Source organism: Streptomyces sp. NBC_00019 (assembly GCF_045041015.1).
Classification (GTDB): domain Bacteria; phylum Actinomycetota; class Actinomycetes; order Streptomycetales; family Streptomycetaceae; genus Streptomyces.
Window position 1 is genome coordinate 10355932 of record NZ_CP108302.1, and the last position, 24390, is coordinate 10380321.

Genomic DNA, 24390 nt, shown 5'->3' on the forward strand with positions numbered 1-24390 from the left:
ATGTCGTGGGTGGGTTTGTGCATGAGTGGTTCGAGGCGCAGGCGGTGCGGGTGCCCGACGCGGTGGCGGTGTCGTGTGGTGCGGAGTGGTTGTCGTATGCGGAGTTGAATGCGCGGGCGAATCGTTTCGCGCGTGAGCTGGTGGGGCGGGGTGTGGGGCCGGAGGTCCGGGTGGCGGTGGTGTTGGGGCCGTCGGTGGATCTGGTGGTGGCTTTGCTGGGGGTGCTGAAGGCGGGTGGGGTGTACGTGCCGGTGGATCCGGGTTATCCGGCGGCGCGGGTAGATTTTGTGCTGGGTGATTGCGGTGCGTCGGTGGTGGTGCGTTCGCCCGGTGTGGGTGTGGGTGTGGGTGAGGGGTCTGATCTCGGTGACGGGGATCGGCTGGGGGCCTTGGCGGGGCGGAATGCGGCGTATGTGATCTATACGTCGGGATCGACGGGGCGGCCGAAGGGTGTGGTGGTCGAGCACGCGGCGTTCGCGGCGTATGTGGGCCGCGCCCGCACCGCCTATCCCGGCCTAGACGCAGACAGCCTCGCGCACCTCTCCCTGGCCTTCGACTTCTCGGCACCTGGCATGTACGGGCCCCTCGTCTCGGGCGGACACGTACGCCTCGGTGATCTCGCCTCGGCGGCCGGGGAACGGCCGGCCGTGGTCACCGGCACGCCGAGCCATCTCGCCCTGCTGAAGCACCTCGGCGACCCCGTCGCGCCGACCGAGCTCCTGCTGCTGGCCGGTGAGCCCCTCGAGGGCGCGGCGCTGCGGGACTGGCGGGGACGGTATCCGAACGTGCCGGTCGTCAATGGCTACGGGCCGACGGAGGCCGTCATCACCTGCTCGGAGTACCTGCTGCCCGCGGGCGACATCGCGGACGGCCCGGTGCCGATCGGGGCGCCCTACCCGGGGGTCACGTACTTCGTGCTGGACGAGTGGCTGCGGCCGGTGGCTCCCGGTGTCGTGGGTGAGTTGTATGTGGGGGGCGTGCAGCTGGCGCGGGGCTACGGGGGGCGGCCGGGGCTGACGGCGGAGCGTTTCGTGGCGTGTCCGTTCGCCCCTGGGGAGCGGATGTACCGGACCGGGGACTTGGTGAAACACCGGAGGGACGGGGAACTGGTCTTTGTCGGGCGGGCCGATGCCCAGGTGAAGGTGCGGGGCTTCCGGATCGAACTGGGGGAGATCGAGGCCGCGCTGCTGGACGTGCCCGGGGTAGCAGGCACGGCGGCGATGGTGCACCGGGTCGGCGCCGGGGACGACCGGCTGGTGGGATATGTCGTGCTCGCGCCCGGTGTACGGCTGGACGGGGCGGCGGTGCGGGAACGCGTGGGGGGCTTCCTGGCCGCGCACATGGTGCCGGCGCGGGTCGAGGTGCTGGACGTCCTGCCGCTGACCGCCCACGGCAAGCTGGACCGGGCCGCCCTGCCCGTGCCGGACTTCGGCGTGGGCGCGACCGGGGAGGCCCGTGAGCCGGCGTCCCGGGACGAGGCGCTGCTGTGCGATCTGTACGCCGATGTGCTGGGCCTTGACCGGGTCGGCCCCGACGACAGCTTCTTCGACCTCGGCGGGCACTCCCTCCTGGCTCTGCGGCTCGCGGCCCGGATCAAGTCGCTCAAGGGTGTCGCGCTCACGATCAAGGACCTCTTCGACCACCCCACCCCTGCTGGTTTGGCGGTGGTGGTGGGGGGGCGTGGTGTGGTGGCGGGTGGTGGGTTGGTGCGGCGGGAGCGGCCGGGGTGGGTGCCGTTGTCGTTTGCGCAGTCGCGGTTGTGGTTCTTGGCGGGGTTGGAGGGTGGGTCTGCGGCGTACAACGTGCCGTTGGTGTCGCGGTTGGTGGGGGATGTGGATGTGGCCGCGCTGGTGGGTGCGGTGGGGGATGTGGTGGGGCGGCATGAGGTGCTGCGGACGGTGCTGGTGGAGGTGGACGGGGTTCCGCGGCAGGTGGTTCGGGGTGTGGATGAGGTCGGTTCGCTGGTGGGGGTGGAGCGGGTCGGGGCGGGTGGGCTTGAGGCGCGGGTTGGGGAGTTGTGCGCTGCCCCGTTCGATCTGTTGGTGGATGTGCCGGTGCGGGTGTGGTTGTTGGAGGTGGGCGCCGGCGAGTGGGTGCTGGTGATGGTGGTGCATCACGTGGCGTGTGACGGGTGGTCGATGGGTCCGTTGGTGCGGGATCTGGGGGCGGCTTACCGGGCTCGTTGCGGGGGTGGTGTGCCGGCGTGGGAGGAGCTGCCGGTGCAGTACGCGGACTTCGCCTTGTGGCAGCGGGAGTTCTTCGGCTCGGGCGATGTCGTGGAGCGGCAGCTGGAGTTCTGGCAGGAGGCGCTGGCGGGTTTGCCGGAGGAGCTGGCGCTGCCTTTTGACCGGGCGCGGCCGGCGGTTTCCTCGTTCCGGGGCGGGTCGGTCGGTTTTGCGGTGGATGAGGGTGTGCATGGAGGGCTGGTGGAGCTGGGGCGGCGGCTTGGGGCGACGCCTTTCATGGTGTATCAGGCCGTGCTGGCGGTGCTGCTGGGCAAGTTGGGCGGCGGCGCGGACATTCCGATCGGGACGCCGGTCGCGGGCCGTTCGGACGAGGCCCTGGACGATCTGGTGGGGTTCTTCGTCAACACCGTGGTGACCCGCACCGACCTGTCCGGCGATCCATCGTTCACGGACGTCGTGGAACGCGTCCGGACCTGGGACGTGGCGGCCTGGTCACACCAGGACGTGCCCTTCGAACAGGTCGTGGAACGCCTTAACCCCCACCGCACCCTCTCCCGGAATCCTCTCTTCCAGGTGTCGATGACCGTGCAATCGCTCCAGGTGCTGATCGAACTGCCGGGCATCGAATCCACCACCAGCGAAATCGCCCCCCAGGGAGTGTCCCGCTTCGACCTCTATGTCAATTTCGACCCCCAGCAGACACCGGCTGGCGCGCCGGCCGAGATCTCGGGCGAGATCGAATACAACGGGGACGTCTTCGACAGGGAGACCGCCGAACGGATCGCCCGTCGCCTGGAGACCCTGCTCACCCTGGTCGCGCACGACCCCGCCGTCAGGCTCTCGCAGGTCCGGCTGCTCACCGAGGCCGAGCAGGCCCTCGTACTGCCGCCGCGGGAGCTGCCGCGGCCGGCGCCCGCAACCCTTCCCAAGCTTCTCGAGGCCCAGGTGGCCGCGACACCGACGGCCGTGGCGGTCGAGGAGGGCGGGACACGGATCACCTTCGCCGGGCTCAACGCCGCCGCCAACCGGCTCGCCCGGCATCTCCTCGCCCAGGGCGTCGGGACCGAGGACGTCGTCGCGCTCCAGCTGCCGCGCGGGATCGACTACGTCGTCGGGGTCTGGGCCGTGCTCAAGGCCGGCGCGGCGTTCCTGCCGCTGGACCCGCAGAATCCGCCGCAGCGGCGGGCGGCGATGTGCGCCGACGCGCAGCTGCCCCTCGTCCTCGACCGGCTGCCCGGTCAGGACACGCTCGGCCACCACGGCGCGGAGAACGTCACGGACGCCGAGCGGGTCCGCCCGCTGCGGCCCGAGAACCTCTGCTACGCCCTGTTCACCTCGGGATCCACCGGTCGGCCCAAGGCCGTACAGATGGAACACAGGGCGCTGGCCAACCTCGTCCGGTGGTGGCTGGCGGAGGAGAGCCCGGAGCGGGTGATGCAGTTCGCCGCCACCGGTTTCGACGTGTCCGTCATGGAGCTTCTGTTGGTCACCTGTGGTGGCGGCACACTGTTCGTGCCCGACGACGCACTGCGCAAGGACCCGGACGCCCTCGTCGCCTGGATGTCGCGGCGCCAGGTGTCGTACGCCGTCGTCACCAGCCTGGTCCTGAACGCGATCGCACGCTCCGCCGCCCAGGCGGGCGACGAGCTGCCGCAGCTGCGCCGGGTGGCGCAGGCCGGTGAGCGGATGGCGCTCTCCGCCGATCTGAGGTGGCTCGCCGGCCGCGAGGGTGGTGTCGTCGTCGAGAACTACTACGGGCCGACCGAGACTCACATGGCCACCGCGTACACCCTGCCCGCGCGGCCGGAGGAGTGGACGGCGGAGACGCCCGTCGGCCGGCCGATCCCCGGGGTCACGGCCCATGTGCTGGACGAGTGGCTGCGGCCGGTGGCTCCCGGTGTCGTGGGTGAGTTGTATGTGGGGGGCGTGCAGCTGGCGCGGGGCTACGGGGGGCGGCCGGGGCTGACGGCGGAGCGTTTCGTGGCGTGTCCGTTCGCCCCTGGGGAGCGGATGTACCGGACCGGGGACTTGGTGAAACACCGGAGGGACGGGGAACTGGTCTTTGTCGGGCGGGCCGATGCCCAGGTGAAGGTGCGGGGCTTCCGGATCGAGCCGGGGGAGATCGAGGCCGCGCTGCTGGCCCACGAAGGGATCGCCGACGGTGCGTGCCTCGTCCACGAGCATCCCGGCGGGCACTCCGCACTGGTCGCGTACCTCGTTCCGCGGGGCACGGCGCCCGACGAGAGCGCGGTACGCGCGCATCTTGCCGACCTGCTGCCGGCGTACATGATTCCCGACGTTTTCGTCACGCTCGACGAATTGCCTCTCACGCCGAACGGAAAGCTCGACCGCGCGGCATTGCCGGCACCCGCGGTTCCCGCGGGCCGCGCACCGGGCACCGGGCACGAGGCGGCCGTTCTGGCGGTGTTCCGGGAAGTTCTCGACGCCCCCGACTGCACTGTCGACGACGATTTCTTCACCATCGGCGGGCATTCGCTCAACGCGATGCAGACCGCCGCCCGGATCCGGCAGCGCACCGGTGCGGACATCACGGTCCAGGACATTTACCGGGCGCGTACCCCTGCTGGTTTGGCGGTGGTGGTGGGGGGGCGTGGTGTGGTGGCGGGTGGTGGGTTGGTGCGGCGGGAGCGGCCGGGGTGGGTGCCGTTGTCGTTTGCGCAGTCGCGGTTGTGGTTCTTGGCGGGGTTGGAGGGTGGGTCTGCGGCGTACAACGTGCCGTTGGTGTCGCGGTTGGTGGGGGATGTGGATGTGGCCGCGCTGGTGGGTGCGGTGGGGGATGTGGTGGGGCGGCATGAGGTGCTGCGGACGGTGCTGGTGGAGGTGGACGGGGTTCCGCGGCAGGTGGTTCGGGGTGTGGATGAGGTCGGTTCGCTGGTGGGGGTGGAGCGGGTCGGGGCGGGTGGGCTTGAGGCGCGGGTTGGGGAGTTGTGCGCTGCCCCGTTCGATCTGTTGGTGGATGTGCCGGTGCGGGTGTGGTTGTTGGAGGTGGGCGCCGGCGAGTGGGTGCTGGTGATGGTGGTGCATCACGTGGCGTGTGACGGGTGGTCGATGGGTCCGTTGGTGCGGGATCTGGGGGCGGCTTACCGGGCTCGTTGCGGGGGTGGTGTGCCGGCGTGGGAGGAGCTGCCGGTGCAGTACGCGGACTTCGCCTTGTGGCAGCGGGAGTTCTTCGGCTCGGGCGATGTCGTGGAGCGGCAGCTGGAGTTCTGGCAGGAGGCGCTGGCGGGTTTGCCGGAGGAGCTGGCGCTGCCTTTTGACCGGGCGCGGCCGGCGGTTTCCTCGTTCCGGGGCGGGTCGGTCGGTTTTGCGGTGGATGAGGGTGTGCATGGAGGGCTGGTGGAGCTGGGGCGGCGGCTTGGGGCGACGCCTTTCATGGTGTATCAGGCCGTGCTGGCGGTGCTGCTGGGCAAGTTGGGCGGCGGCGCGGACATTCCGATCGGGACGCCGGTCGCGGGCCGTTCGGACGAGGCCCTGGACGATCTGGTGGGGTTCTTCGTCAACACCGTGGTGACCCGCACCGACCTGTCCGGCGATCCATCGTTCACGGACGTCGTGGAACGCGTCCGGACCTGGGACGTGGCGGCCTGGTCACACCAGGACGTGCCCTTCGAACAGGTCGTGGAACGCCTTAACCCCCACCGCACCCTCTCCCGGAATTCTCTCTTCCAGGTGCTGCTGTCGATGAACAGCACCGACGCGGAACCGCTGCAGCTCGACGGGGTAGGAGTCACAGAATTCCCCGTGCCGGTCACTGTGTCGAAATTCGACCTCACCGTCACCCTCGACGAACACAGGCCGGGTTCTGTCTCCGGTGGTGCCACCGGAACCATCGAGTACGCCCTCGACCTGTTCGACGACTCGACTGTCGAGGACATCGCACAGCGCTTCGTGTCCCTGCTCGGCCTGCTTTCCGGCGAACCCTCGCGGCGGTTGTCCGAGATATCCCTCCTGGCCCCGGGCGAGTACGAGACCACCGCCGCGTCGGCCCCGGAGGGGGATGTCGTGGGTGGGTTTGTGCATGAGTGGTTCGAGGCGCAGGCGGTGCGGGTGCCCGACGCGGTGGCGGTGTCGTGTGGTGCGGAGTGGTTGTCGTATGCGGAGTTGAATGCGCGGGCGAATCGTTTCGCGCGTGAGCTGGTGGGGCGGGGTGTGGGGCCGGAGGTCCGGGTGGCGGTGGTGTTGGGGCCGTCGGTGGATCTGGTGGTGGCTTTGCTGGGGGTGCTGAAGGCGGGTGGGGTGTACGTGCCGGTGGATCCGGGTTATCCGGCGGCGCGGGTAGATTTTGTGCTGGGTGATTGCGGTGCGTCGGTGGTGGTGCGTTCGCCCGGTGTGGGTGTGGGTGTGGGTGAGGGGTCGGATCTCGGTGACGGGGATCGGCTGGGGGCCTTGGCGGGGCGGAATGCGGCGTATGTGATCTATACGTCGGGATCGACGGGGCGGCCGAAGGGTGTGGTGGTCGAGCACGCGGCGTTCGCGGCGTATGTGGGCCGCGCCCGCACCGCCTATCCCGGAACTCCGGGGACCAGCACCTTCCACCTCTCCGCGTCCTTCGACGCCAGCATCACCACGCTCTACGCCCAGCTGACCACCGGCGGCCGGGTGGTGATGGCGTCCCTGACAGACGAAGCCGCCGGCCTGCCGGATTCCACACTGCTGAAGTGCACCCCCAGCCATCTGCCGATCCTGCAGTCGCACGGCGCCGCCAGTCCCTCGCTGTGCCTGATCACCGGCGGCGAGGCGCTCGAGGGCGCGGCTGTGCGGGAATGGCGGCGACGGAATCCCGGGGTGACTGTGGTCAACGCCTACGGTCCGACGGAAATCGTCGTCAACTGCGCGGAGTACCGGCTACCCGCCGACGGGACTGAGGACGGTCCGGTGCCCATCGGGCGGCCGTATCCGGGAACTGCGTGCCACGTACTGGACCAGTGGCTGCGGCCGGTGGCTCCCGGTGTGACGGGTGAGCTGTATGTGGCCGGTGCGCAGCTGGCGCGGGGCTACGGGGGGCGGCCGGGGCTGACGGCCGAGCGCTTCGTGGCGTGTCCGTTCGCACCCGGCGAGCGGATGTACCGGACCGGGGACTTGGTCAAGCGCCGGAGGGACGGGGAACTGGTCTTTGTCGGGCGGGCCGATGCCCAGGTGAAGGTGCGGGGCTTCCGGATCGAGCCGGGCGAGATCGAGGCGGCGCTGCTGGACGTGCCGGGCGTGTCGGCCGCGGCGGCCCTGGTGCACCGGGTCGGCGCCGGGGACGACCGGCTGGTGGGATATGTCGTGCCCACGCCCGGTGTGCGGCTGCATCCGGTGACGGTGCGGGAACGTGTGGGGCGCCTGCTGCCCGCGCACATGGTGCCGGCGCGGGTCGAGGTGCTGGACGTCCTGCCGCTGACCGCCCACGGCAAGCTGGACCGGGCGGCCCTGCCCGTGCCGGACTTCGGCGCGGGCGCGACCGGGGAGGCCCGTGAGCCGGCGTCCCGGGACGAGGCGCTGCTGTGCGATCTGTACGCCGAAGTGCTGGGCCTTGACCGGGTCGGCCCCGACGACAGCTTCTTCGTACTCGGCGGGCACTCCCTCCTCGTCTTCCGGCTGGCGGCCCGGATCAGCACGCTGATGGGCGTCGAACTCACCATCAAGGACCTCTTCGACCACCCCACCCCGGCCGGGCTGGCCCGTGAGCTCGCGGCGGAACGGTCGAACGACCCGTACACCCCGCTGCTGCGCATGCGTGCGGGCAGCGCGCCCCCGCTCTTCTGCGTGCACCCCGCCGCCGGTGTGGGCTGGGTGTACTCCGGGCTCCTGCGCACCGTGGCGCAGGACTGCCCGGTCTACGCGCTGCAGGCGCCGGGACTGACCGACCCGACGGTGATGCCCGGCACGGCCGACGAGCTGATCGAGGCATATCTGGCGCGTATCCGTTCCGTCGCGCCGGACGGACCGTACCGCCTGCTCGGCTGGTCACTGGGCGGCGTCATCGCCCACCGGCTGGCCACCACGTTGCAGGACCGGGGGCACGAGGTGGAGCTGCTCGTCCTCATGGACAGTCTGCCCGGGGACGAGGATTCCGCCGAGGACGCCGGTGACACTCCAGACGACATTTTCGCGGAAATCATGGAATCCCTCGGCCGGACCGCAGCGGACGCCGATCAGACAGCGGCCTGGCTGGGAAGCGGGGGCAAGAACGTGGCCGAGGTTTATCGCGGCCTCAAGAAACTGTTTGCCGATTCAAAACCGGACGTCTTCCGCGGTGACGCCCTGTTCTTCGGTTCGATCGACGGAGACAATGTGCAGAAACTCCAGATATGGAAGCCCTATATAACGGGCTCACTTCATCTGACTGAAACGGGCGTGCCGCACGGTTATATGACCCGTCTCGAGCCGATCTCGCTCATCGGGCTTGCAGTCAATTCCCGGCTGGCCGCCACGAGCCCGGAGGTCCACGACTGATGCCGACCACCATTGAACGCCCGGCCGTCCACCATGTGGCAGTCCAGACACATGACCTGGACAATTCCCTGAACTGGTACCGCAGCTTCTTCAACGCGACCAGTAACTGGACGCTCGACAGGTTCTCAGAACTAACCCGGGAACGCCTTCCGGGAATCACCCGGCTCACCGAGGTGGAACTGCAGAATATGAGGTTACATCTCTTCGAGCGGCCGGCCGCGACCCCTGTGTCCGAGGCGGCGGAGGCCATGCAGTTCCAGCACATATGCCTTGTCCTCGATTCGCACGAGGAGATGGTGGCATGGCGCCAGAAGTGGTTCGCGCTGCGTGACGTCGGAGAGTTCCGGTTCGCCTCCGGCGAGGAGCCCACCGACATCGTCGTGGACGACGACGGCATGGAGAGCTTCTACTTCCGCGATGTCAACGGACTCGAATTCGAGTTCTCCTGCTTCCCGAAGGGGGCAGCATGAACGGTGCCTTGATCCGCTGGTCACTGAGCTGTCCCTCACCGGAGGGATGGGACTACGGCGACGAGTGCTACGGAATCGAACCCCTGGCCCTTCCCTGGCCCGGGGACTCCTGGGCCATCGGCCCGGCCGAAACCGCCGAGGTCACCGACATGTGGGAGGAACTCCTCCGCTACCGGCCGCTGGACGCCCGGACGGCGGACCCGGAACCGGAAACGCTGTACTGGTTCCGCTGGATCACCGGCCACCAGATGTCATTCATTCTCTGGCGGCTCATGAGCGACGTACTGGAGGGCCGCCGCGACGGCCACATCGACCGGGACATGGCGGCGGAGCAACTGACGCTGCTGGTCCGGGCGTACGCCGCCATGCTTGAGTACACGAGCCGACTGCCGGTCGACGTCTACGCCTCCGTCATCCGGCCCAGCCTGCGCCGACTGCACCCGGCCTTCAGCGGCACCTGGGCCCCGGACTACGCCCCGGTCCGCATGCTGCTCACCGGACGCCATGCGGAATTCCGGACCGGGACCACGCGCCTGCGGCACGCCATTGTCCAGATGCAGAAAACGCATATCCAGGTGGCCCGGAAACTCGTCCCCGGCGGCGCCTCCCTCCTCGCGGAGGCGAGGAACTCCTGGAGCATGCGGCAGCACCCGAGGCAATGGGGATCGGTGTTCGACTGCGCGTTCCTCACCGTACGGACACCACTGCCGCGGGCAGACATGATCAGTCAGATGGCGCGGCGGGCCAAGGCGATTCTGATCGACGTCGACACGAACGATCTCGACGAACCGGGCCCGTACGACGCGGCGATTCCCGCCGGCCGGAGGGACAAGGACATGCCGGAGCAGGACGGAACCATCTCGGAACTGGTCCTGGAGACCACGACATGGGCGCTGTCCCGGACCCGGCCCGTCATGGGAGGGGCGCTGTGACACACACCCGAGCGCAGGGACGACGTATCCTGCTCGTCAATCTCGACGTGCCGTTTCCCCGGGCCGTGTACCGGCAGCTGTGGATGCTGCGCGACAACGACATCGTCGTCACGTCCTGTGCCATCGAGAAGGAATTCCTCGGCTACGTCTGCGAGATTCTCGGCCTGGACGAGAACACCGTCTCGCTGATGGTCCACGACACGCTACTGACCGAAGAAGAGCTGGCATCGCCGGAGCTGGCGCAGGCCATCAGGAACGAACTGGCCCCCGGCGACCGGCCGGAGGAGTGCGCTCTTGAGCCCTGCATGCTGACCGAGGGAGTCAGCCGGCTCGCCCGCGCCCTGGGAATTCCCCTCGGCACCATGCTCCGATTCGGCAGCGAGTACGGATCCGATCTGCTCAACCGGAAATCGCATTTCCGGCAGCTCGCCGTCGGCGCCGGTATGCCGGTCCCGGAGGGATCGATCGTCCATGACGCGGACGCACTGGCCTGTGCCCTGCGCGACTCGCTCCCGGCCACCGGAACGGTCATCGTCAAACGGGACAACGACCGCGGCGGCCGAGGCAATGCGGCGGTGACGACGAAGGCCGTGGACTGCGTGGCGGGCACATTTGTGACGTACCGCGCGGCGGGAGAACTCCACCTCCAGGCCAAGGCGCTGTGGGAGGAACTGACCGATTCCGTCAACACGGCTCTGGTCGTCGAGGAATACCACGATCACGAGGTCAGTTTCTATCAGGAATTCCTGATCCACGACGACGGCCGGTTCACCTTCGTCGACAGCGGCACGGCCGACCGGCGGCGCCAGGGTGAGCCTCCGGCGATGGAATGGGTCGGGCTGCATCTGCCGGCACGGCTGCCCGGCAACGAGCTCGTGGAGGCCACCCTGCACTGCTCCAGGCTCGTCGAGCTGTGCGCCCGCATCGGGTACCGCGGCTACATCAATGTGGACGGGATCGTGACCCCGGACGGCCGGATGTTCTTCAACGAGGTCAACGCCAGGCTGGGCGGCGGGCTCTCCCTCCATCTGATCGGCCGGGCGCTTCTCGGCGACGGATTCGCCTCCCGGCACCACCTGATGAGCCTGAGGGATGTGCCGCCCCGGGATTTCGCCCTGCTGCTGGAGACGCTGGCGGACAGTGGAATCGGATTCAGTCCCGACAGGAAGGAGGGCGTCGTCGTCGTGGGTTACGACCCGAGCCGGCAAAGGACCGTGGAATGCCTTCTCCTTGCCGCCGACCCGGACGCCACGAAAAGACTCGAACGGGAACTCCGCACAGCGATCGGGCAGAAAGGCTGAGCCATGAACAATCCGTCCGACCGCTCGATAAAAATCCATCGGCTGCGGCAGCTCTCGACTCCAGGAACGCTCCGGGTGAGCCTGCGGACGGCCGCCGTGGTGGTCCTGCTGGCCGGCTGGGTCACGGCCGTGGCGACGGCCTTCTCCTGGTGGCTGCTCGCCCTGGTGCCGGTCACCGGCTTCATCCTGTCGGGCTTCATCAACGCCGCGCACGACTGCGCGCACCGGGCCCATGTGCGGTCCGTACGAGGAAACCGGCTGGCGGGTGCGGCCTGGGCGACGCCGATTTTCCTCAACTTCAGCATCTACCGGCAGCAGCACCTGGTGCATCACCGGCGTACGGGCGTCGAGGGTGACACCGAGCCGGAGACGGTGTTCCGGAATCTGCGGGAATACGTCCACGGGCTGTCCGCGGTGGCCTTCTGGCCGAGCGTGGTCCGCCGGATGAAGCGGACGCTCACCGGATCGTTTCCGGCGAGTGTCACCAGCGATGCGAACCGGCGTGCCGCCCGGCAGGACAATGCCGTGCTGATGTCGTGGCTGGGCGTCGTGCTGGTGCTGACCGTGCTGTTCCCGTTCTCGCTGCTGGTGGGCTACTGGCTGCCGCTGGCGTGTGGCTACATGTGGATCAGCTGGCTCAGCCTGCCCGAGCACTACGGCCTGTGGGGGGTTCCCGAGGTCGACCGGAACACCCGGACAGTGCTCGCCCCGTTGCTGCTGAGGTTCTTCCAGTGGAACGGGAACTACCACGCCGAGCACCACCGGTATCCCGCGGTCGCATCGGTCAACCTGCACGAACTACACCGCGAGGTCGGCCCGCACCCCGTCCAGGAAGCGTCCTATCTCGCCTTCCACACCCGGCTGGTCAAGTCGCTGGCCCGCGGCGACCACGCCATGAACGATGTCCACGGTCTGAAGGCCGCGTCGGCCGGTGCGGCCGACCCCGACCCCACCTGCTCGGGACCTGTGGGAGTGCGGGGCGGGCTCACGTGATCGACTCAATCGACACCGCCGCACCCGGTACGCCGCCGGCGGACCTGGGAGCGTGGGACGTGGGCCGCCACCTTGTCGAGGACGAGGCTGCCGTCGCCGCCATCGACGCGCGGGGGACGTTCGAGGAACTGGTCCTCCGTGACGGTTCGCGGACCCTCGGTGGGCTGGCCGTCGTCCGTTTCGACCGGATCGAGGTGCTCAGCCAGGCGTCCCGGGACGAGCTGGGCATGGGCGGTCTCACCGGACCGGTCACCCTCATCGGGGGCGGCCAGGCGCAGTGGCAGTGCGCCGTGTGGGCGGCCCCCGCGGCATCACGCGCCGATGTCGTACGGGGCCTCGTCACCCGGGCGGTCGAGCGCTGCCGGTATGACGGCACCACGCCGGTCGCGATCTTCGTCCGGCCCCGGGACGGGGGCGCCTTCGCCGCCGGCTTCTCCGGCGTGGCGGTGGGGCAGCCGACCGAGCCCTGCGCGATGCTCGGACTGCCCACTGGCACGACGACGTCCGCCTTCGTCGCGGGACTACGGGACCGGAAGGTCCGCCAGAACTGGAACCGGGATCTTCGCGACCGGCGGGATCTCGGGCTGGAGTACAGCGTCCTCGATCTCTCCCCGGACGTCGCGGAGGCGGCCGCGGCGGGTGTGGCGCACGTACGCGCGGGCAACGGGAGCCCGGAGCACCCACGGGTGTCCGCGTGGCGTCTCGCCGAGTTCCGGAAGCGACCGGGGGAGCACCGGGCTATCCGCGTGAGCCAGGACGGCGTGCCCGTCTCCCATATCTTCACGACGCGGCTTGGGGACTATCTGAACGTGCACACCGTCGGTCTCGGTCAGCACCCGAACCGCCGCACGCTCTACCACCAGACCTATCTGAGCAGCCTGGATCTGGCGTGCGCCACGGGAGCGCGGTTCGTCGGATTCGGGCAGGGACATCTGATGCCGAAGGTCGCACGCGGCTGCGTGCTCGAACCACGCTGGCAGTTCATCGGGAGGCAGGCATGAGCGAGGAGTCCGGACCGGTCACCCTTTGGCAGGAGAGTTACCTGTCCGACCCCGCGTCGGGGACAGGCGCCTCACGTACCGGGAGGGCCTTCTACTCCACGAGCGGTCCCGTCGAGATCGACCTCCTGTGCGCCGCGTACGACCGTGTGGTCGCCGGACATACCGCGCTGCGGTCGGCGCACCACCACGGCCCGGAGGGCTGGCGGCAGGCGGCTGATCCGCATCCGGCACTGGCCCGGGCCGAACCGCTGGGGAACGGCGGTGTCGTCATCGGTCCCGCCGAGTTCGGCGACGGCGTCGGACGTGCCCTGCGGATCGAGGTCGTCCCCACCCGGAGCGGGACCGACCTCACGTTCTGTCTCGACTTCCTGTTCCTGGACGGCACGGCGCTGGAGCGGGTGCTGGACGAACTGCTGGACGCCTACGACCGCCTCCTCCGCGGCGAGGATCTCGGCGCACCCGAGGAGAGCACGGCGCCGTGGTCCATCGCGGCATGGCAGCGCGCCCGGGCGGAGGCGTCGAGTGACGACATGTTCAAGTACTGGGAGCAAGAGCTGGGCGCCGAGCAGGTACGTCCCTTCTTCACTCCGCCGAATTCGCCCGGAGAGGCCCGTTCGGTGGTCCGCCCGCTGCCGGGGCTGGACCGGGAGCAGCTCGGCGTCATCGCGAGGCACCGGCACGTCTCGCTGTTCGTGCTCGTCCTCAACTCGGTGGCCCGGAGTCTGTCCCCCGAGGACGCGGGCCGGATCGCCGTTCGCTCGCCGTTCCGGGGCAGGATGTTCTCGCCGGACCCCAACGCCGTGACGACCACGGCCAACACGCTCCCCGTCGTCTGCGACGTCGGGGGCGATTGGGCGCAGAGCGCGGCGACGCTGGGGGAGAGCGTCCTGCGGACGATGCGGATGGAGTTCATGCCGGCGCGAACGGTGGAGGCGATGCTGAAGGAGCGCGGCGCCCTGGCACTGCCACTGCGGGCGATGCCCTTCGTCGCGGTCACCGACGGCCGCGGGCTCCGCCTCGGTCCGCATGGCCTGGAACCGAGAGCCAGCACCGTGGCCAGCGTCGGGCACGCGCCGCTCTCCGTGCACCTGGACGTCTTCGACGACCGGAGCGAACTGCGCTGCTACTACGACCTGTCGGCGATCGGCCCGCAGGCCATGGAGGGTTTCCTGGACGCGGTGTCCGCCGAGCTGACGGGCCATGCCTGATGGGGTGCCCCGCCCGGTTTCCGGGGTGTACGAGTCTTCTGCCTCCACGGCGACTTCCGGACCGGAAGTCCGATTTCCCAGCAATTGAGGATGGTGACGGTGAGTCCGAACCCCTTTGACGACACGGACGGACGCTTCCTTGTTGTAGTCAACGATGAGGACCAGCACTCGCTGTGGCCGGTGTTCGCCGAGGTGCCCGCCGACTGGCGGGTCGCGTTCGGTGAGTCCACCCGGTCGGAATGCCTGGAGTACATCGAAAGGAATTGGACGGACATGCGTCCGAGGAGCCTGCGGGAAGCCGCAGCAGACTAGCCGTCGCCACTTCGTGCATGAATGTGCAGGGGCAGATCTTGAGTGAAATAGCGAAATATATCCTTGGTGCCGTCCGGAAAGTTCTTCCGGATCCGCCCGACGATGTCTCCGTAGTCGACAATTTCTTCGACCTGGGCGGTGACTCGCAGTCCGCCGTCGAACTATTGACGGTGGTCGAGTCGGCCTATCCGGTCGTCTTTCCCATCGAGACCCTCTTCGCGTCGGGAAATCTGGCCGACGTGATCCGTGAGTGCGAGCAGGGCCTCGGATGACCGGCACGACGATCGTCGATCGTCTGAAGGAGTCGTCGGGGAGATGGCCCGAGCACCCCGCACTCGAGGACCCACAGGGTGCCGTCTCCTACCGGGCCATGGAGGAGAGCGTCGCCAACCTGGCCGCGGCCCTAGGCGGCGGGAGCAGCCCGGTCGCCCTGTGCATGACCCCGTCCGTCACGTCGATCCTCGCGTACTGGTCGGTGCTGGCCTCCGGCCGTCCGGTGGTTCCGCTGGCCCCGTCGAGTGGGGCGGGGCATCTCCGGGAGGTCTGCCGGCTTGCCGGCATCACGACGATGCTGGTCGGCGACACACCGGCCGACCGGCCCGCCACCGCGCCGCCCGGAGTGCGGGTGGTGTCGGCCCGCGAGCTCGCTGCGGAGGGCCGGCCGGGGCGGCGGCGTCCCGGGCCCACGGGTGACGACCCCGCGTACATCCTGTTCACCTCCGGGTCGACGGGCGCGCCGAAGGGGGTGGTCATCAGCCATGCCGCGGTCGACGCGTACTGCAGGGTGTCGGCGGAGCAGTCGGGGATCACGGTCGGCGACCGGGCGTCGCACCAGTTCGCGATGACGTTCGACCCGTCGGTCTTCGACACGGTGACGACGCTGGTGAGCGGCGCGACCGTGGTGGTGCCCGGCGCGGCCGAGCGCCGGATGCCCGTGGCGTACGTGAACGGGCGGAAGCTGACGCACTGGTACTCGGTGCCCTCGGTGGTCACCCTCGCGGTGAAGACACGCATGCTGGCCGCCGGCTCGATGCCCACGCTGCGGCACAGCATGTTCTGCGGCGAACCCCTGACATGGAACGTGGCCGACGCCTGGCGCACCGCGGCGCCCCAGTCCCGTATCGCCAACGCCTACGGCCCCACCGAGCTCACGGTCACCTGCTGTTACTACGAGTTGCCGTCCTCCCCGGAGGAGTGGCCGCGCGGGGAGTACGACACGGTGCCGATCGGCTCCGTCAACCCCGGGCTGGAGGCAGTTCTTCTCGACGAGCGGGAGGTGGCTGGCCGGACTGAGGGTGAGCTGTGCGTACGCGGACCACAGCGGCTGATGTCGTACCTCGACGCCGACGACAACGTGGGGTGTTTCCTGGGGAGCGACGGTGCCCCGGCGGACGCTCGGACCCAGCGCGCGGCCGGGGCCGGTCTCTACTACCGCACTGGTGACTGTGTGCGTCGTACGGCGTCGGGACTGGTCTACCGGCAGCGCGTCGACCGGCAGGTCAAGATCACTGGATATCGGGTCGACCTCGTTGACGTCGAGGTGGCACTGCGGGCGTGCGACGGTGTCGACGACGCGGCGGCGGTGACCGTCGAAGCCGGGCTCGACAAGGAACTGGTCGCCTTCGTCACTGGACAGGTCGACGAATCCCGGCTGACGCGTCAGGCCATGGCGGCTCTGCCCAAGCACATGGTGCCCCGGAGAATCGTCGCCACGCCCGTATTTCCGCTCAACGGTCGCGGAAAGGTCGACTACGAAAAGCTGACCCAGCTGGCAAACCTCCGCCGTGAAGCTCTCCCCGGCGTCAGTCAGGAGCAATAAGAATCGTGGGAAATGAGCGTGCGCTTGACACGGCTGAACGGGATCAGGCCGAGGACAAACGCAATCAGAAACTGCTGTTGCGGGGCCAGTTGCTGTCGTGGCTCGGCGACGCGATGCAGCCCGTCGCCGTCGCGGCGGCCATTCTGCTCAACGACGGAAGCGCGACCGAAGTCGGACTGGCAACCAGCGCGTTCGGAGCCGGCCGGCTGATCGCGACCCTGTTCGGTGGCGTGCTGGCCGACCGCATGCGGCCGCAGTCACTGATGATCGGCTCCGATATCGCCCGCACCCTGTTGACACTGGGCGTTCTGTGGTGCTTCCTCAGCCCCGGGCGCATCGACATCGCCCTCGTGCTGCTGTTCCTGCACGGCGGTGTCGGCGGGGTCTTCCTGCCGGCCCTGTCCGTGCTGAAGGTGCGGGTGACCACGGCCGACACCCGGCTGTCCTTCAACTCGTCGGTGGCAAGCGTCAAGACGGCGGCGACCTTCGTCGGCCCGGTGCTCGGCGGCGGGCTGGCCGCGGTCAGTGAACCGGCGGTCGTCTTCGGCATCAACGCCGCCACCTTCGTGATCTCGGCGGTGTCGATCCGGCTGATGCGCGCGGAGACGTCCCCGTCCGGCAAGAGCGGCGCTTTCCTGCGTGACTTCGCCGACGGCGCGAAACTGGTCGCGCGCCGCCGGTGGCTGCTCATCTGCATGATCTGCACCATGATCCACAGTCTGGCCTTCGGTGTCGCCATCACCCTCATGCAGGTCGGCGGACTCGAGGAGCACGGCTCGTTCGGCCTCGGCTGGATTGTTGGGGCCCAGGGCGTCGGCACATTCCTCGGTGTACAGATATCGAAGAAACTGACCGCCGAACGGCCCATGATCATCGCATGGTTCGGCTCGCTCACCATCCCGCTGTGCGTGCTGGCCTTTCTGGGCGACACGCCGTTTCCGGTCGTCCTCGTACTCGTCGCAGCCGGACTTCTCGGCGCCGGAATCCACTCGGTCCTCTACGAGTCGACCCTGCAGAACAACATTCCCGGCGAGGAAATCGGGAGAGTCGCCTCCTGGGACTATGTCGTTTCGCTCGCGACCCTGCCGATCGGCACGGCGATCGCGGGAATTCTCATCGACGGCATCGGTTTCCGGCGCCTGGTCATCGCCTGCACCGTGACCTTTGTCGTCGCCAGTCTATTGCCTCTGGCATTCCGCCGGGTTCGGGAGGTATCGGCACATGGCTCAGAATCGGACTGACAGCATCCCGCAGCGCGGGGCACTCGCGGTGCTCGGCGCCGGCACGATGGGGGAGGCCATCACCTCGGCCACGCTGGCAGCTGGCTGGCCGCGCGGCCTCGTCACGGTGACCGCGCGGACGCCGGAGCGCCTCGCCGGGCTCGCGGAGCGGCACGGAATCCGGGCGATCTCCTCGAACCCGGAAGCCGTGCGGTCCGCGGACCTGGTGCTGGTGGCCGTGAAACCCGCCCAGTACCCCGCGGTCCTGGAGGAGATCGCGCCGCACCTGCGGCCGGACGCGGTCGTGGTGTCCGTCGTCGTCGGCTGGACCACCGAGGCGGTGGCGAGCCACCTCCCGGCGGGCACCGCCGTGGTCCGGGTCATGCCGAACATCGGCGCGCTGGTCGGCGCGAGCATGTCGGTGATGAGCGCCGGCAGCGCCTGCTCGGAGGAACAGCTCGCCCGGGTCCAGGACCTGATGGCCGCGGCCGGTGAGGTGCTGGTCTGCGCCGAGTCGCTGCACGACGCCGCGGCGATCGTCTGCGGGGGCGCCCCGGCGCTGCTGTTCGCCTTCACCGACGCCATGATCGAGGGCGCCGTGTCGCTCGGGCTGAGCCGGGCCACCGCCACGCACCTCGCGGTGCAGACGTTCGTGGGCTCCAGCACGCTCCTGGCACAGACCGGCGAGCACCCCGTCGTCCTGCGGGAACGGGTATCGTCCCCCGGCGGCGCTGCCATTGCCGGCCTCATGGAGTTCGACCGGCACGGTGTCCGCCCAGCCGTCGTCGCCTCGGTCCGCACCTGCTTCGAGCGGGCCCGCGAACTCGGCGGTCGGCCAGCTGATTCCGGACGAGAAGACGTAGGGAGCACCCACCGATGACAGCAGGTCCCCCCGATCTCCTTGGCACCCACGGCGCGGTGTCCTCCTCCCACTGGCTGGCGACGGCAGCCGGCATGGCCACCCTGAACGACGGAGGCAACGCCTTCGACGCGGCCGTGGCCGCCGGTTTCGTCCTGGCCGTGGTGGAGCCGCACTCGAACGGCCTGGGCGGCGACGCGTGCATCGTCGCCCACCATGCCCGCTCGGGCCGTACGTCGGTGATCAGCGGCCAGGGCCCGATGCCGGCCGCGGCCACCCTCGCGCACTTCCAGGACCTCGGACTGCGCCAGATACCGGGCTCCGGGCTGCTCCCCGCCACCGTTCCCGGTGCCTTCGGCGCCTGGCTGCGCATGCTCGCGGAATTCGGCACGAAATCGCTCCGCGACGTCATGACTGACGCCATCGGATACGCGGAACGAGGACACCCGCTGGTGGCCGACGCGGCCCGCGCAATCGGCTCGATGCAGCCGCTGTTCGCGACCGAGTGGGAGAGCTCCGGCGCGATGTACCTCGACGCCGCCGGCAACGCTCCCGCGACCGGGGACCGGATGCGTTACCCGGAGCTCGCCTCGACCATGCGGTGCCTGGTCGAGGCGGCCGAGGCAGCGGGAAGCAGCCAGGAAAGCCAGATCGAGGCAGCGCACCGGGCCTTCTACCAGGGCTTCGTGGCGGAGGCCATCGACGGATTCGCCACGCGGTCGTTCCTCGACTCCACCGGGCGCCACCACAGCGGCCTGCTCACCGGGCAGGACCTGGCAGCATGGACGGCCCCGGTCGAGGAGAGCCTGTCCGTCGCGTACCGGGAATTCGAGGTCCACAAGAGCGGCCCCTGGTCACAGGGACCGGTCTTCCTCCAGCAGCTGGCCCTGCTGGCGGGCATCGACCTGACCGCGTACGAGTTCGGCGGCGCCCCGTACATCCACACGCTGACGGAAGTCGCGAAACTCGCCTTCGCCGACCGGGAGGCTTGGTATGGTGACCAGCCTGACGGCCGCGAGACCATCGAGGCCCTGCTCGACCCCGGTACCGTCGCCGCCCGCCGCGCGCTGATCGGCCCTGCGGCGACCCCGGACCCGGCGCACACGGACCTGCCCGGCCGGCACGGCTTCGTCCCCGACGTGACGCCCAACACCCTTCCGGACATGGAGCTCTCCGACTGGTTCCTCCAGTTGCAGAACGGCCTGCCCACAATCGTGCCCGCGGCCGCTCTGCGCGCCTCCCTGAAACCGGGCGACACCTGCACCGTGGTCGTCGCCGACCGGGAGGGCAACCTTGTCGCCGCCATACCCAGCGGTGGCTGGCTCAAGAGCTCACCCGTCGTCCCCGGCCTCGGCTTCCCGCTGGGCACCCGGGGCCAGACCATGTGGCTCGTACCCGGACACCCGAATTCACTTGCTCCGGGTAGGCGGCCCCGTACCACCCTCAGCCCGTCGGTGGCGCTACGGGACGGCAAACCGTACCTGGCGTACGGCACCCCCGGCGGCGACCGGCAGGACCAGTGGACCCTGGAGTCGTTCCTGGCGGTGGCCGACTTTGGCATGGGCCTCCAGCAGGCCACGGACATCCCGCATTTCCACACCGACCACGTCCCGGCGTCGTTCACCCCCCGCGCCCGCCGCCGCAACACGGTGGTGGTCGAGTCCGCCCCGGACGCCGAACTGATTGCCGCCCTCAAGTCCCGTGGCCACAACGCCGTCACGGTCCCCCCGATGTCGCTCGGCGCGAAGGTCTGCATCGTCGCAGCCCCGGACACCCAGGGCATGCTCAGAGCCGCAGCGGGAACAAGGGGCAGTCAGGCCCAGGCGATGGTCCGCTGACCCCGGGGCCGGGTCTATCGGGAATCAGGCCCTGTCTCACATTCGGGATGCTGTTGGTGATCTCTAGACGCTCAAGTCTCGGCAGAGTTGCCGGAATCTGCTGACTGGCCTGGCTCGGGTCGGCGGTTCGCTGCCGGGCGAGCCGCATCGGCTGAGCCTGATGACGTTGGCTCCGGCAGCGGTGAGGACATGCTGGACGTGAGTCTTCGCAGTCCCTCGGTAGCGGCAGTGGCGGAGACCGTGCGCGTGGCCTGTTTCGGATTCGGTGGCCTCGCATCCGGCGCGTAGCGCGTAGCGGCGCTGCCACTGCTCGGTGTGCAGCTCGTGCCGGACCCGGGTCTGGATCTCCTGCAGACGCTGGGGCAGGAGGGTGATGTGGCGAGTGCGGCCGTCGGTATTTCCGGTGCAGGCGAGCCGGTCTTCGCAGGTCCGGCAGGCAGGTTGGGGAAACAGCACAGATAGCCGCTCATGCTGGTCGCCGAGGGTGGTCTTCCACGGGTGGCTGGTGATACCGCGGGGACAGGTCAGGGTGCGGGCCTGCCAGTCGGGGATGAAGTCGGCCTTCGTGAAGCCGGGATGGTCCTGGGCCCGGGGGTCGGCGCGGACCGGCTCGGTCAAGGCGATTCCGTGGACGCGGGCAGCCTGGTCGATGGACTCAGGCGTGACATATCCGGCGTCGACGAAGTGTTCCAGATCCGTGAACTGCTGTCGGACCAGACGCTGATGGATGTCCTCGAGCACATCGATGTCCTGCTCGGGAGCGGGCGTGGTCATCACCTGCACAATGACGTTCGGCCCGCTCTCGCTCTGGTGACCGCGATAACCGATCCAATTCTTCGTCCCGGCCGCGGTGACCTAGAGACCGCGCAATCCGCGATCGACACGTTCATCTCCGCCTTCAACGCCTCGGACGACAGCTATGTGACTGCGCTGCTCTCCCAGGCCCTGACCTCGGACGTGGTCTTCTGGGGACCGTTGGGCCGCAGTGAGGGGATCGAGGCGGTCGAGCGGTTCGTGCTGGACATCCGGCGCCACCCCGCGGGGACCGGCACGATGGTGCGCTGTTCGGCGGTGGACATGCCGGACGAGTGGGCCCGGTACCAGTGGGTCTTCACGACGCCGGATGGAGGCCCCCGCCTGGCGGGAACGGACGTCGTCCATCTGCGGCGGAGCCTCATCGACCAGGTCATCGTCTTCGCGGGGGAGATCGAGCCGTCCGCCTCCTGAGTCATTCTCCTCTGGCGCCGTCCTTCTTCTGAACCGGCCCCGTTCGGGGCTCCGGGTCTGCCCAGCCGAGATCATCTTCACAACGCTTCGGTCGTCCGCGCTTGGCCACGAGCGGACCGATGATGCGCTGTGGCTGTGTAAGTTCGCGGTTGGTCAGGCTGCGGTGTCGAGGGGGCGTGACGGACAGATCGACGAGGACCGGCCCTGGCCGACGACGGGCATCGATGTCTTCGAGCCTTCGGTGCCGCGGCGTACGTTCCGCCGGCGGCACGGCCAGAAGCACTACTCGGGCACGTACTGGTCCTCCACGATGCGCGAACATGCCGTCTACGAGTCACGTCTTGAGCTGCCGCGGCTGCTCTACGTCGACTTCGACCAGGACGTGACGACGGTCTTCGCCCAGCCGTTCCTGCGTGAGCGTGCACGTCACCCGTAGAGGTTCGAGGTGACGGTCAGGAAGACGAGGAGGTTCGGCACGGTCTCGACCTTGGCGAGTGCCCAGGCCTTGGGCTGTCCGTGCTGCCGGACGGCCACGAAGCCCCCGCCGACATCGATCGACGCCACGGCCGACCAGGGCAGGACCCCTTCGCGTTCGGTGGAGATACCGGTGGCGTCCACGCTGAACGGGCCGTGGCTCACTCTGTGACCCTCACGGACCGCCTCCCACACCTTCTGAGCCTGGGCGCGGGCGACGGCCTCGGAGATCAGGGGCAGCCAGGTCCCGAAGTCGGCGAAGCGGGACGAGATCTCCGCTCTGGTGCCGTTGGGCGCCACCAGGGTGGAGGTGTGCGTGGTGTTGAAAGGGGTCTTCGTGCCCTTGTAGATGATCACTTCCTGGACGGTTTCCTGGTAATGGACCGCCTGGTCCCATCGAACCGCGAACAACTGCCCGGCGCCCCTGTCCACGAGCAGACCCCTCTCGAAGAGGTGCAGGCGCTGACTGCCGAGTCTCTTCCGGAAGTTGGGGCTGTTGAGCAGGGCACCTATGCTCAGCGCGGAGAAGAACAGGGGGTACCACCCCACCCACCAGCTTATGTAGACCCACAACAGGATGCCTCCGGTCGCCAGGCCGGCGATGCCGGTCAGGGAAGCGGCGAAGAACAGTCCCCGGTACTTCTCCTGCACGTTGACCTCCTTCCTCGGCAGGAAGGTGTGCTCGAGTCGGCCGAAGCCTCTACGGGAAGCCAGTTGGGCGACTTCAGGGGACGGGGAACCCGGCACGCTCATACAGGGGCCTCGGTTTCGTTTCGGAGCGACACTCTGCAAGGCCGCTTCAGCTGGTCACGTGGTCAATGAGTCGAGCGAGCAGACGAGTGCGGGGGACCATCTGGGCGATCTCGACGTACTCGGTGTCCGCGTGCGCGCCACCGCCCACGGCGCCCAGGCCGTCCAGCGTCGGACAGCCCGCCGCCGCGGTGTAGTTGCCGTCCGAGGCGCCGCCGACGGCGATCCCCCGCAGCGGTTCCTGGCCCAATTCCACGGCGATTCGGGAGGCGAGAGCGAACAGTTCGGCGGAGGACTCCGGTTCCATCGGCGGCCTTCTCCTGCCGCCCAGTACCTCCAGTCGGGCTCCGGGCAGCCGGGCGACGAGCCCTCGCATGAACTTGTCTATCCGGTCCTGCGCCGCCAGGGTCGGCACGCGCACATCCACCGACACCTTCGCCAGCCCGGGCACTGTGTTGAGCGTGGTGCCGGCCGTCAGCAGGGTGGGCGTGATGGTCGGCGCACCCAGGGCGGGGCAGGGGGCTCCGGTGTCGCCCATTGAGCCTGCGAGGTCGGCGACGGCCAGGACCTGGTGAGCGGCCTCGATAGCGGCGTTGACCCCCTTGTGCGGTTCCAAGCCCGCGTGTGCGGCGCGGCCGTGCACGACGACCTCGTACCGCGAAGTGCCCTTGCGGGCGGTCTTGAGCGCGCCTTCCTCGTCCGCGGACGCCTCCAGCACCAAGGCGGCCGCGCACCCCCGCACGGATTCCTCGATCAGCTGCCGGGAGGTCGCGGAGCCGACTTCCTCGTCCCCGTTGACCACAACGCACACCCCCTCCGGGGAGGGCAGGGAGGCCAGCGCGTGGAACATCTGCACCAGGCCCGCCTTCATGTCCAGGACCCCGGGGCCGCGGGCGATCCCGTCGGCCACCGACCAGGGGTGCTTCTGAAGCGAGCCCATGGACCACACCGTGTCGTGGTGTCCCACCAGCAGGACCCGCGGAGTGCCGAAGCTCCACCGCAGATGGGTCACACCATCGATCACGATCACCTCCGGCCCGGCCCCCAACAGCCTGGCCCCCAGGGCGCCGACCGCCTCGGCGCTGCGCGCCACTGCCGCGTGGTCCGCCGAGAAGGACTCGCAGAGTACGAGGTCCTCCAGATCGGCCAGCATCGCCGGCAACCCGAGCGAGGCCCCGCGGGTCATCGGTCCCGCCCCATCCCAACTCCCTTTCGCACCCACACACTTCTCCCTCGGATTTCGCGGGCCATTGGAGAGCGGCGGCGCTTGTCCCCCTCAAAGCACCGCCGCCTGAACGACGTTAGGCCGAGGCATGGCATTCCACCAGCGAGTGGATTGCA

General features: G+C 69.1%; 18 protein-coding genes. 15 read left to right on the forward strand and 3 right to left on the reverse strand.

The features are described from left to right. Window positions 1-5: 5 nt before the first annotated feature. The 13 genes from OHU89_RS48015 to OHU89_RS48075 all read left to right on the forward strand — a co-directional run bounded on the left by OHU89_RS48015 (window position 6) and on the right by OHU89_RS48075 (window position 20598). Window positions 6-8645, forward strand: a complete 8640-nt coding sequence (locus OHU89_RS48015) for an amino acid adenylation domain-containing protein (RefSeq protein WP_405652620.1) — start codon at window positions 6-8, stop codon at window positions 8643-8645. Further along, on the forward strand, window positions 8645-9115 hold the full coding sequence (locus OHU89_RS48020) for a VOC family protein (protein ID WP_405652622.1): 471 nt from the start codon (window positions 8645-8647) through the stop codon (window positions 9113-9115). Before OHU89_RS48015 ends, OHU89_RS48020 begins: the two co-directional genes overlap by 1 nt. Then, complete coding sequence (locus tag OHU89_RS48025) at window positions 9112-10047, forward strand: hypothetical protein (RefSeq protein WP_405652624.1); 936 nt, start codon at window positions 9112-9114, stop codon at window positions 10045-10047. Before OHU89_RS48020 ends, OHU89_RS48025 begins: the two co-directional genes overlap by 4 nt. Continuing rightward, window positions 10044-11348 carry a peptide ligase PGM1-related protein gene (locus OHU89_RS48030; protein ID WP_405652626.1) on the forward strand — a complete coding sequence of 435 codons (1305 nt, stop codon included), beginning with the start codon at window positions 10044-10046 and terminating at the stop codon, window positions 11346-11348. Before OHU89_RS48025 ends, OHU89_RS48030 begins: the two co-directional genes overlap by 4 nt. A 75-nt stretch (window positions 11349-11423) precedes the next feature. Continuing rightward, window positions 11424-12341 (forward strand): fatty acid desaturase family protein, encoded by a 918-nt coding sequence (locus OHU89_RS48035; RefSeq protein ID WP_405652628.1) that lies wholly within the window; start codon window positions 11424-11426, stop codon window positions 12339-12341. Beyond that, window positions 12338-13342 (forward strand): hypothetical protein, encoded by a 1005-nt coding sequence (locus OHU89_RS48040; RefSeq protein ID WP_405652630.1) that lies wholly within the window; start codon window positions 12338-12340, stop codon window positions 13340-13342. The genes OHU89_RS48035 and OHU89_RS48040 overlap by 4 nt, the downstream gene beginning before the upstream one ends. After that, window positions 13339-14550 carry a hypothetical protein gene (locus OHU89_RS48045; protein WP_405652632.1) on the forward strand — a complete coding sequence of 404 codons (1212 nt, stop codon included), beginning with the start codon at window positions 13339-13341 and terminating at the stop codon, window positions 14548-14550. The genes OHU89_RS48040 and OHU89_RS48045 overlap by 4 nt, the downstream gene beginning before the upstream one ends. Window positions 14551-14649: 99 nt before the next feature. Next, a complete protein-coding gene (locus OHU89_RS48050) occupies window positions 14650-14862 on the forward strand; it encodes an MbtH family protein (protein WP_405652634.1) in 213 nt (70 codons plus the stop codon). A 17-nt stretch (window positions 14863-14879) separates the two neighbouring features. Continuing rightward, window positions 14880-15134 (forward strand): acyl carrier protein, encoded by a 255-nt coding sequence (locus OHU89_RS48055; RefSeq protein WP_405652637.1) that lies wholly within the window; start codon window positions 14880-14882, stop codon window positions 15132-15134. Beyond that, on the forward strand, window positions 15131-16681 hold the full coding sequence (locus OHU89_RS48060) for an AMP-binding protein (RefSeq protein ID WP_405652639.1): 1551 nt from the start codon (window positions 15131-15133) through the stop codon (window positions 16679-16681). The genes OHU89_RS48055 and OHU89_RS48060 overlap by 4 nt, the downstream gene beginning before the upstream one ends. Before the next feature lie 5 nt (window positions 16682-16686). After that, window positions 16687-17922 carry an MFS transporter gene (locus OHU89_RS48065; RefSeq protein ID WP_405652641.1) on the forward strand — a complete coding sequence of 412 codons (1236 nt, stop codon included), beginning with the start codon at window positions 16687-16689 and terminating at the stop codon, window positions 17920-17922. Further along, window positions 17903-18781: a pyrroline-5-carboxylate reductase gene (gene proC, locus OHU89_RS48070; RefSeq protein WP_405652643.1), complete on the forward strand. Its 879-nt coding sequence runs from the start codon at window positions 17903-17905 to the stop codon at window positions 18779-18781. Before OHU89_RS48065 ends, proC begins: the two co-directional genes overlap by 20 nt. Then, entirely contained in the window at window positions 18778-20598 is a 1821-nt protein-coding gene (locus OHU89_RS48075; RefSeq protein WP_405652645.1) for a gamma-glutamyltransferase family protein, read from the forward strand. The genes proC and OHU89_RS48075 overlap by 4 nt, the downstream gene beginning before the upstream one ends. A 63-nt stretch (window positions 20599-20661) precedes the next feature. On the opposite strand, the gene OHU89_RS48080 is transcribed toward OHU89_RS48075, so the two are convergent. Continuing rightward, the gene (locus tag OHU89_RS48080) at window positions 20662-21372 is read right to left on the reverse strand and encodes a transposase (protein WP_405652648.1); all 711 of its coding nucleotides are present in this window, start codon (window positions 21370-21372) and stop codon (window positions 20662-20664) included. 45 nt (window positions 21373-21417) lie between these two features. On the opposite strand from OHU89_RS48080, the gene OHU89_RS48085 reads away from it, so the two are divergent. Both OHU89_RS48085 and OHU89_RS48090 read left to right on the forward strand, forming a co-directional pair. After that, window positions 21418-21825, forward strand: coding sequence for a nuclear transport factor 2 family protein (locus OHU89_RS48085; protein WP_405654994.1), 408 nt, complete (start codon window positions 21418-21420; stop codon window positions 21823-21825). 163 nt (window positions 21826-21988) lie between these two features. Next, window positions 21989-22261, forward strand: a complete 273-nt coding sequence (locus tag OHU89_RS48090) for a hypothetical protein (protein WP_405652650.1) — start codon at window positions 21989-21991, stop codon at window positions 22259-22261. On the opposite strand, the gene OHU89_RS48095 is transcribed toward OHU89_RS48090, so the two are convergent. Further along, window positions 22252-22950: a DUF6585 family protein gene (locus tag OHU89_RS48095; RefSeq protein WP_405652653.1), complete on the reverse strand. Its 699-nt coding sequence runs from the start codon at window positions 22948-22950 to the stop codon at window positions 22252-22254. The genes OHU89_RS48090 and OHU89_RS48095 overlap by 10 nt on opposite strands. 148 nt (window positions 22951-23098) lie before the next feature. Continuing rightward, the gene (locus tag OHU89_RS48100) at window positions 23099-24202 is read right to left on the reverse strand and encodes a M20 family metallopeptidase (RefSeq protein WP_405654996.1); all 1104 of its coding nucleotides are present in this window, start codon (window positions 24200-24202) and stop codon (window positions 23099-23101) included. Window positions 24203-24390 lie beyond the last annotated feature (188 nt).

Excerpts from the sequence above, each read along its gene's own strand:
- OHU89_RS48020 (WP_405652622.1), top strand. The coding sequence starts at position 8,645 with ATGCCGACCACCATTGAACGCCCGGCCGTCCACCATGTGGCAGTCCAG.
- OHU89_RS48025 (WP_405652624.1), top strand. The coding sequence starts at position 9,112 with ATGAACGGTGCCTTGATCCGCTGGTCACTGAGCTGTCCCTCACCGGAG.
- OHU89_RS48045 (WP_405652632.1), top strand. The coding sequence starts at position 13,339 with ATGAGCGAGGAGTCCGGACCGGTCACCCTTTGGCAGGAGAGTTACCTG.
- OHU89_RS48055 (WP_405652637.1), top strand. The coding sequence starts at position 14,880 with ATGAATGTGCAGGGGCAGATCTTGAGTGAAATAGCGAAATATATCCTT.
- OHU89_RS48060 (WP_405652639.1), top strand. The coding sequence starts at position 15,131 with ATGACCGGCACGACGATCGTCGATCGTCTGAAGGAGTCGTCGGGGAGA.
- proC (WP_405652643.1), top strand. The coding sequence starts at position 17,903 with ATGGCTCAGAATCGGACTGACAGCATCCCGCAGCGCGGGGCACTCGCG.
- OHU89_RS48075 (WP_405652645.1), top strand. The coding sequence starts at position 18,778 with ATGACAGCAGGTCCCCCCGATCTCCTTGGCACCCACGGCGCGGTGTCC.
- OHU89_RS48080 (WP_405652648.1), bottom strand. The coding sequence starts at position 21,372 with ATGACCACGCCCGCTCCCGAGCAGGACATCGATGTGCTCGAGGACATC.
- OHU89_RS48100 (WP_405654996.1), bottom strand. The coding sequence starts at position 24,202 with ATGCTGGCCGATCTGGAGGACCTCGTACTCTGCGAGTCCTTCTCGGCG.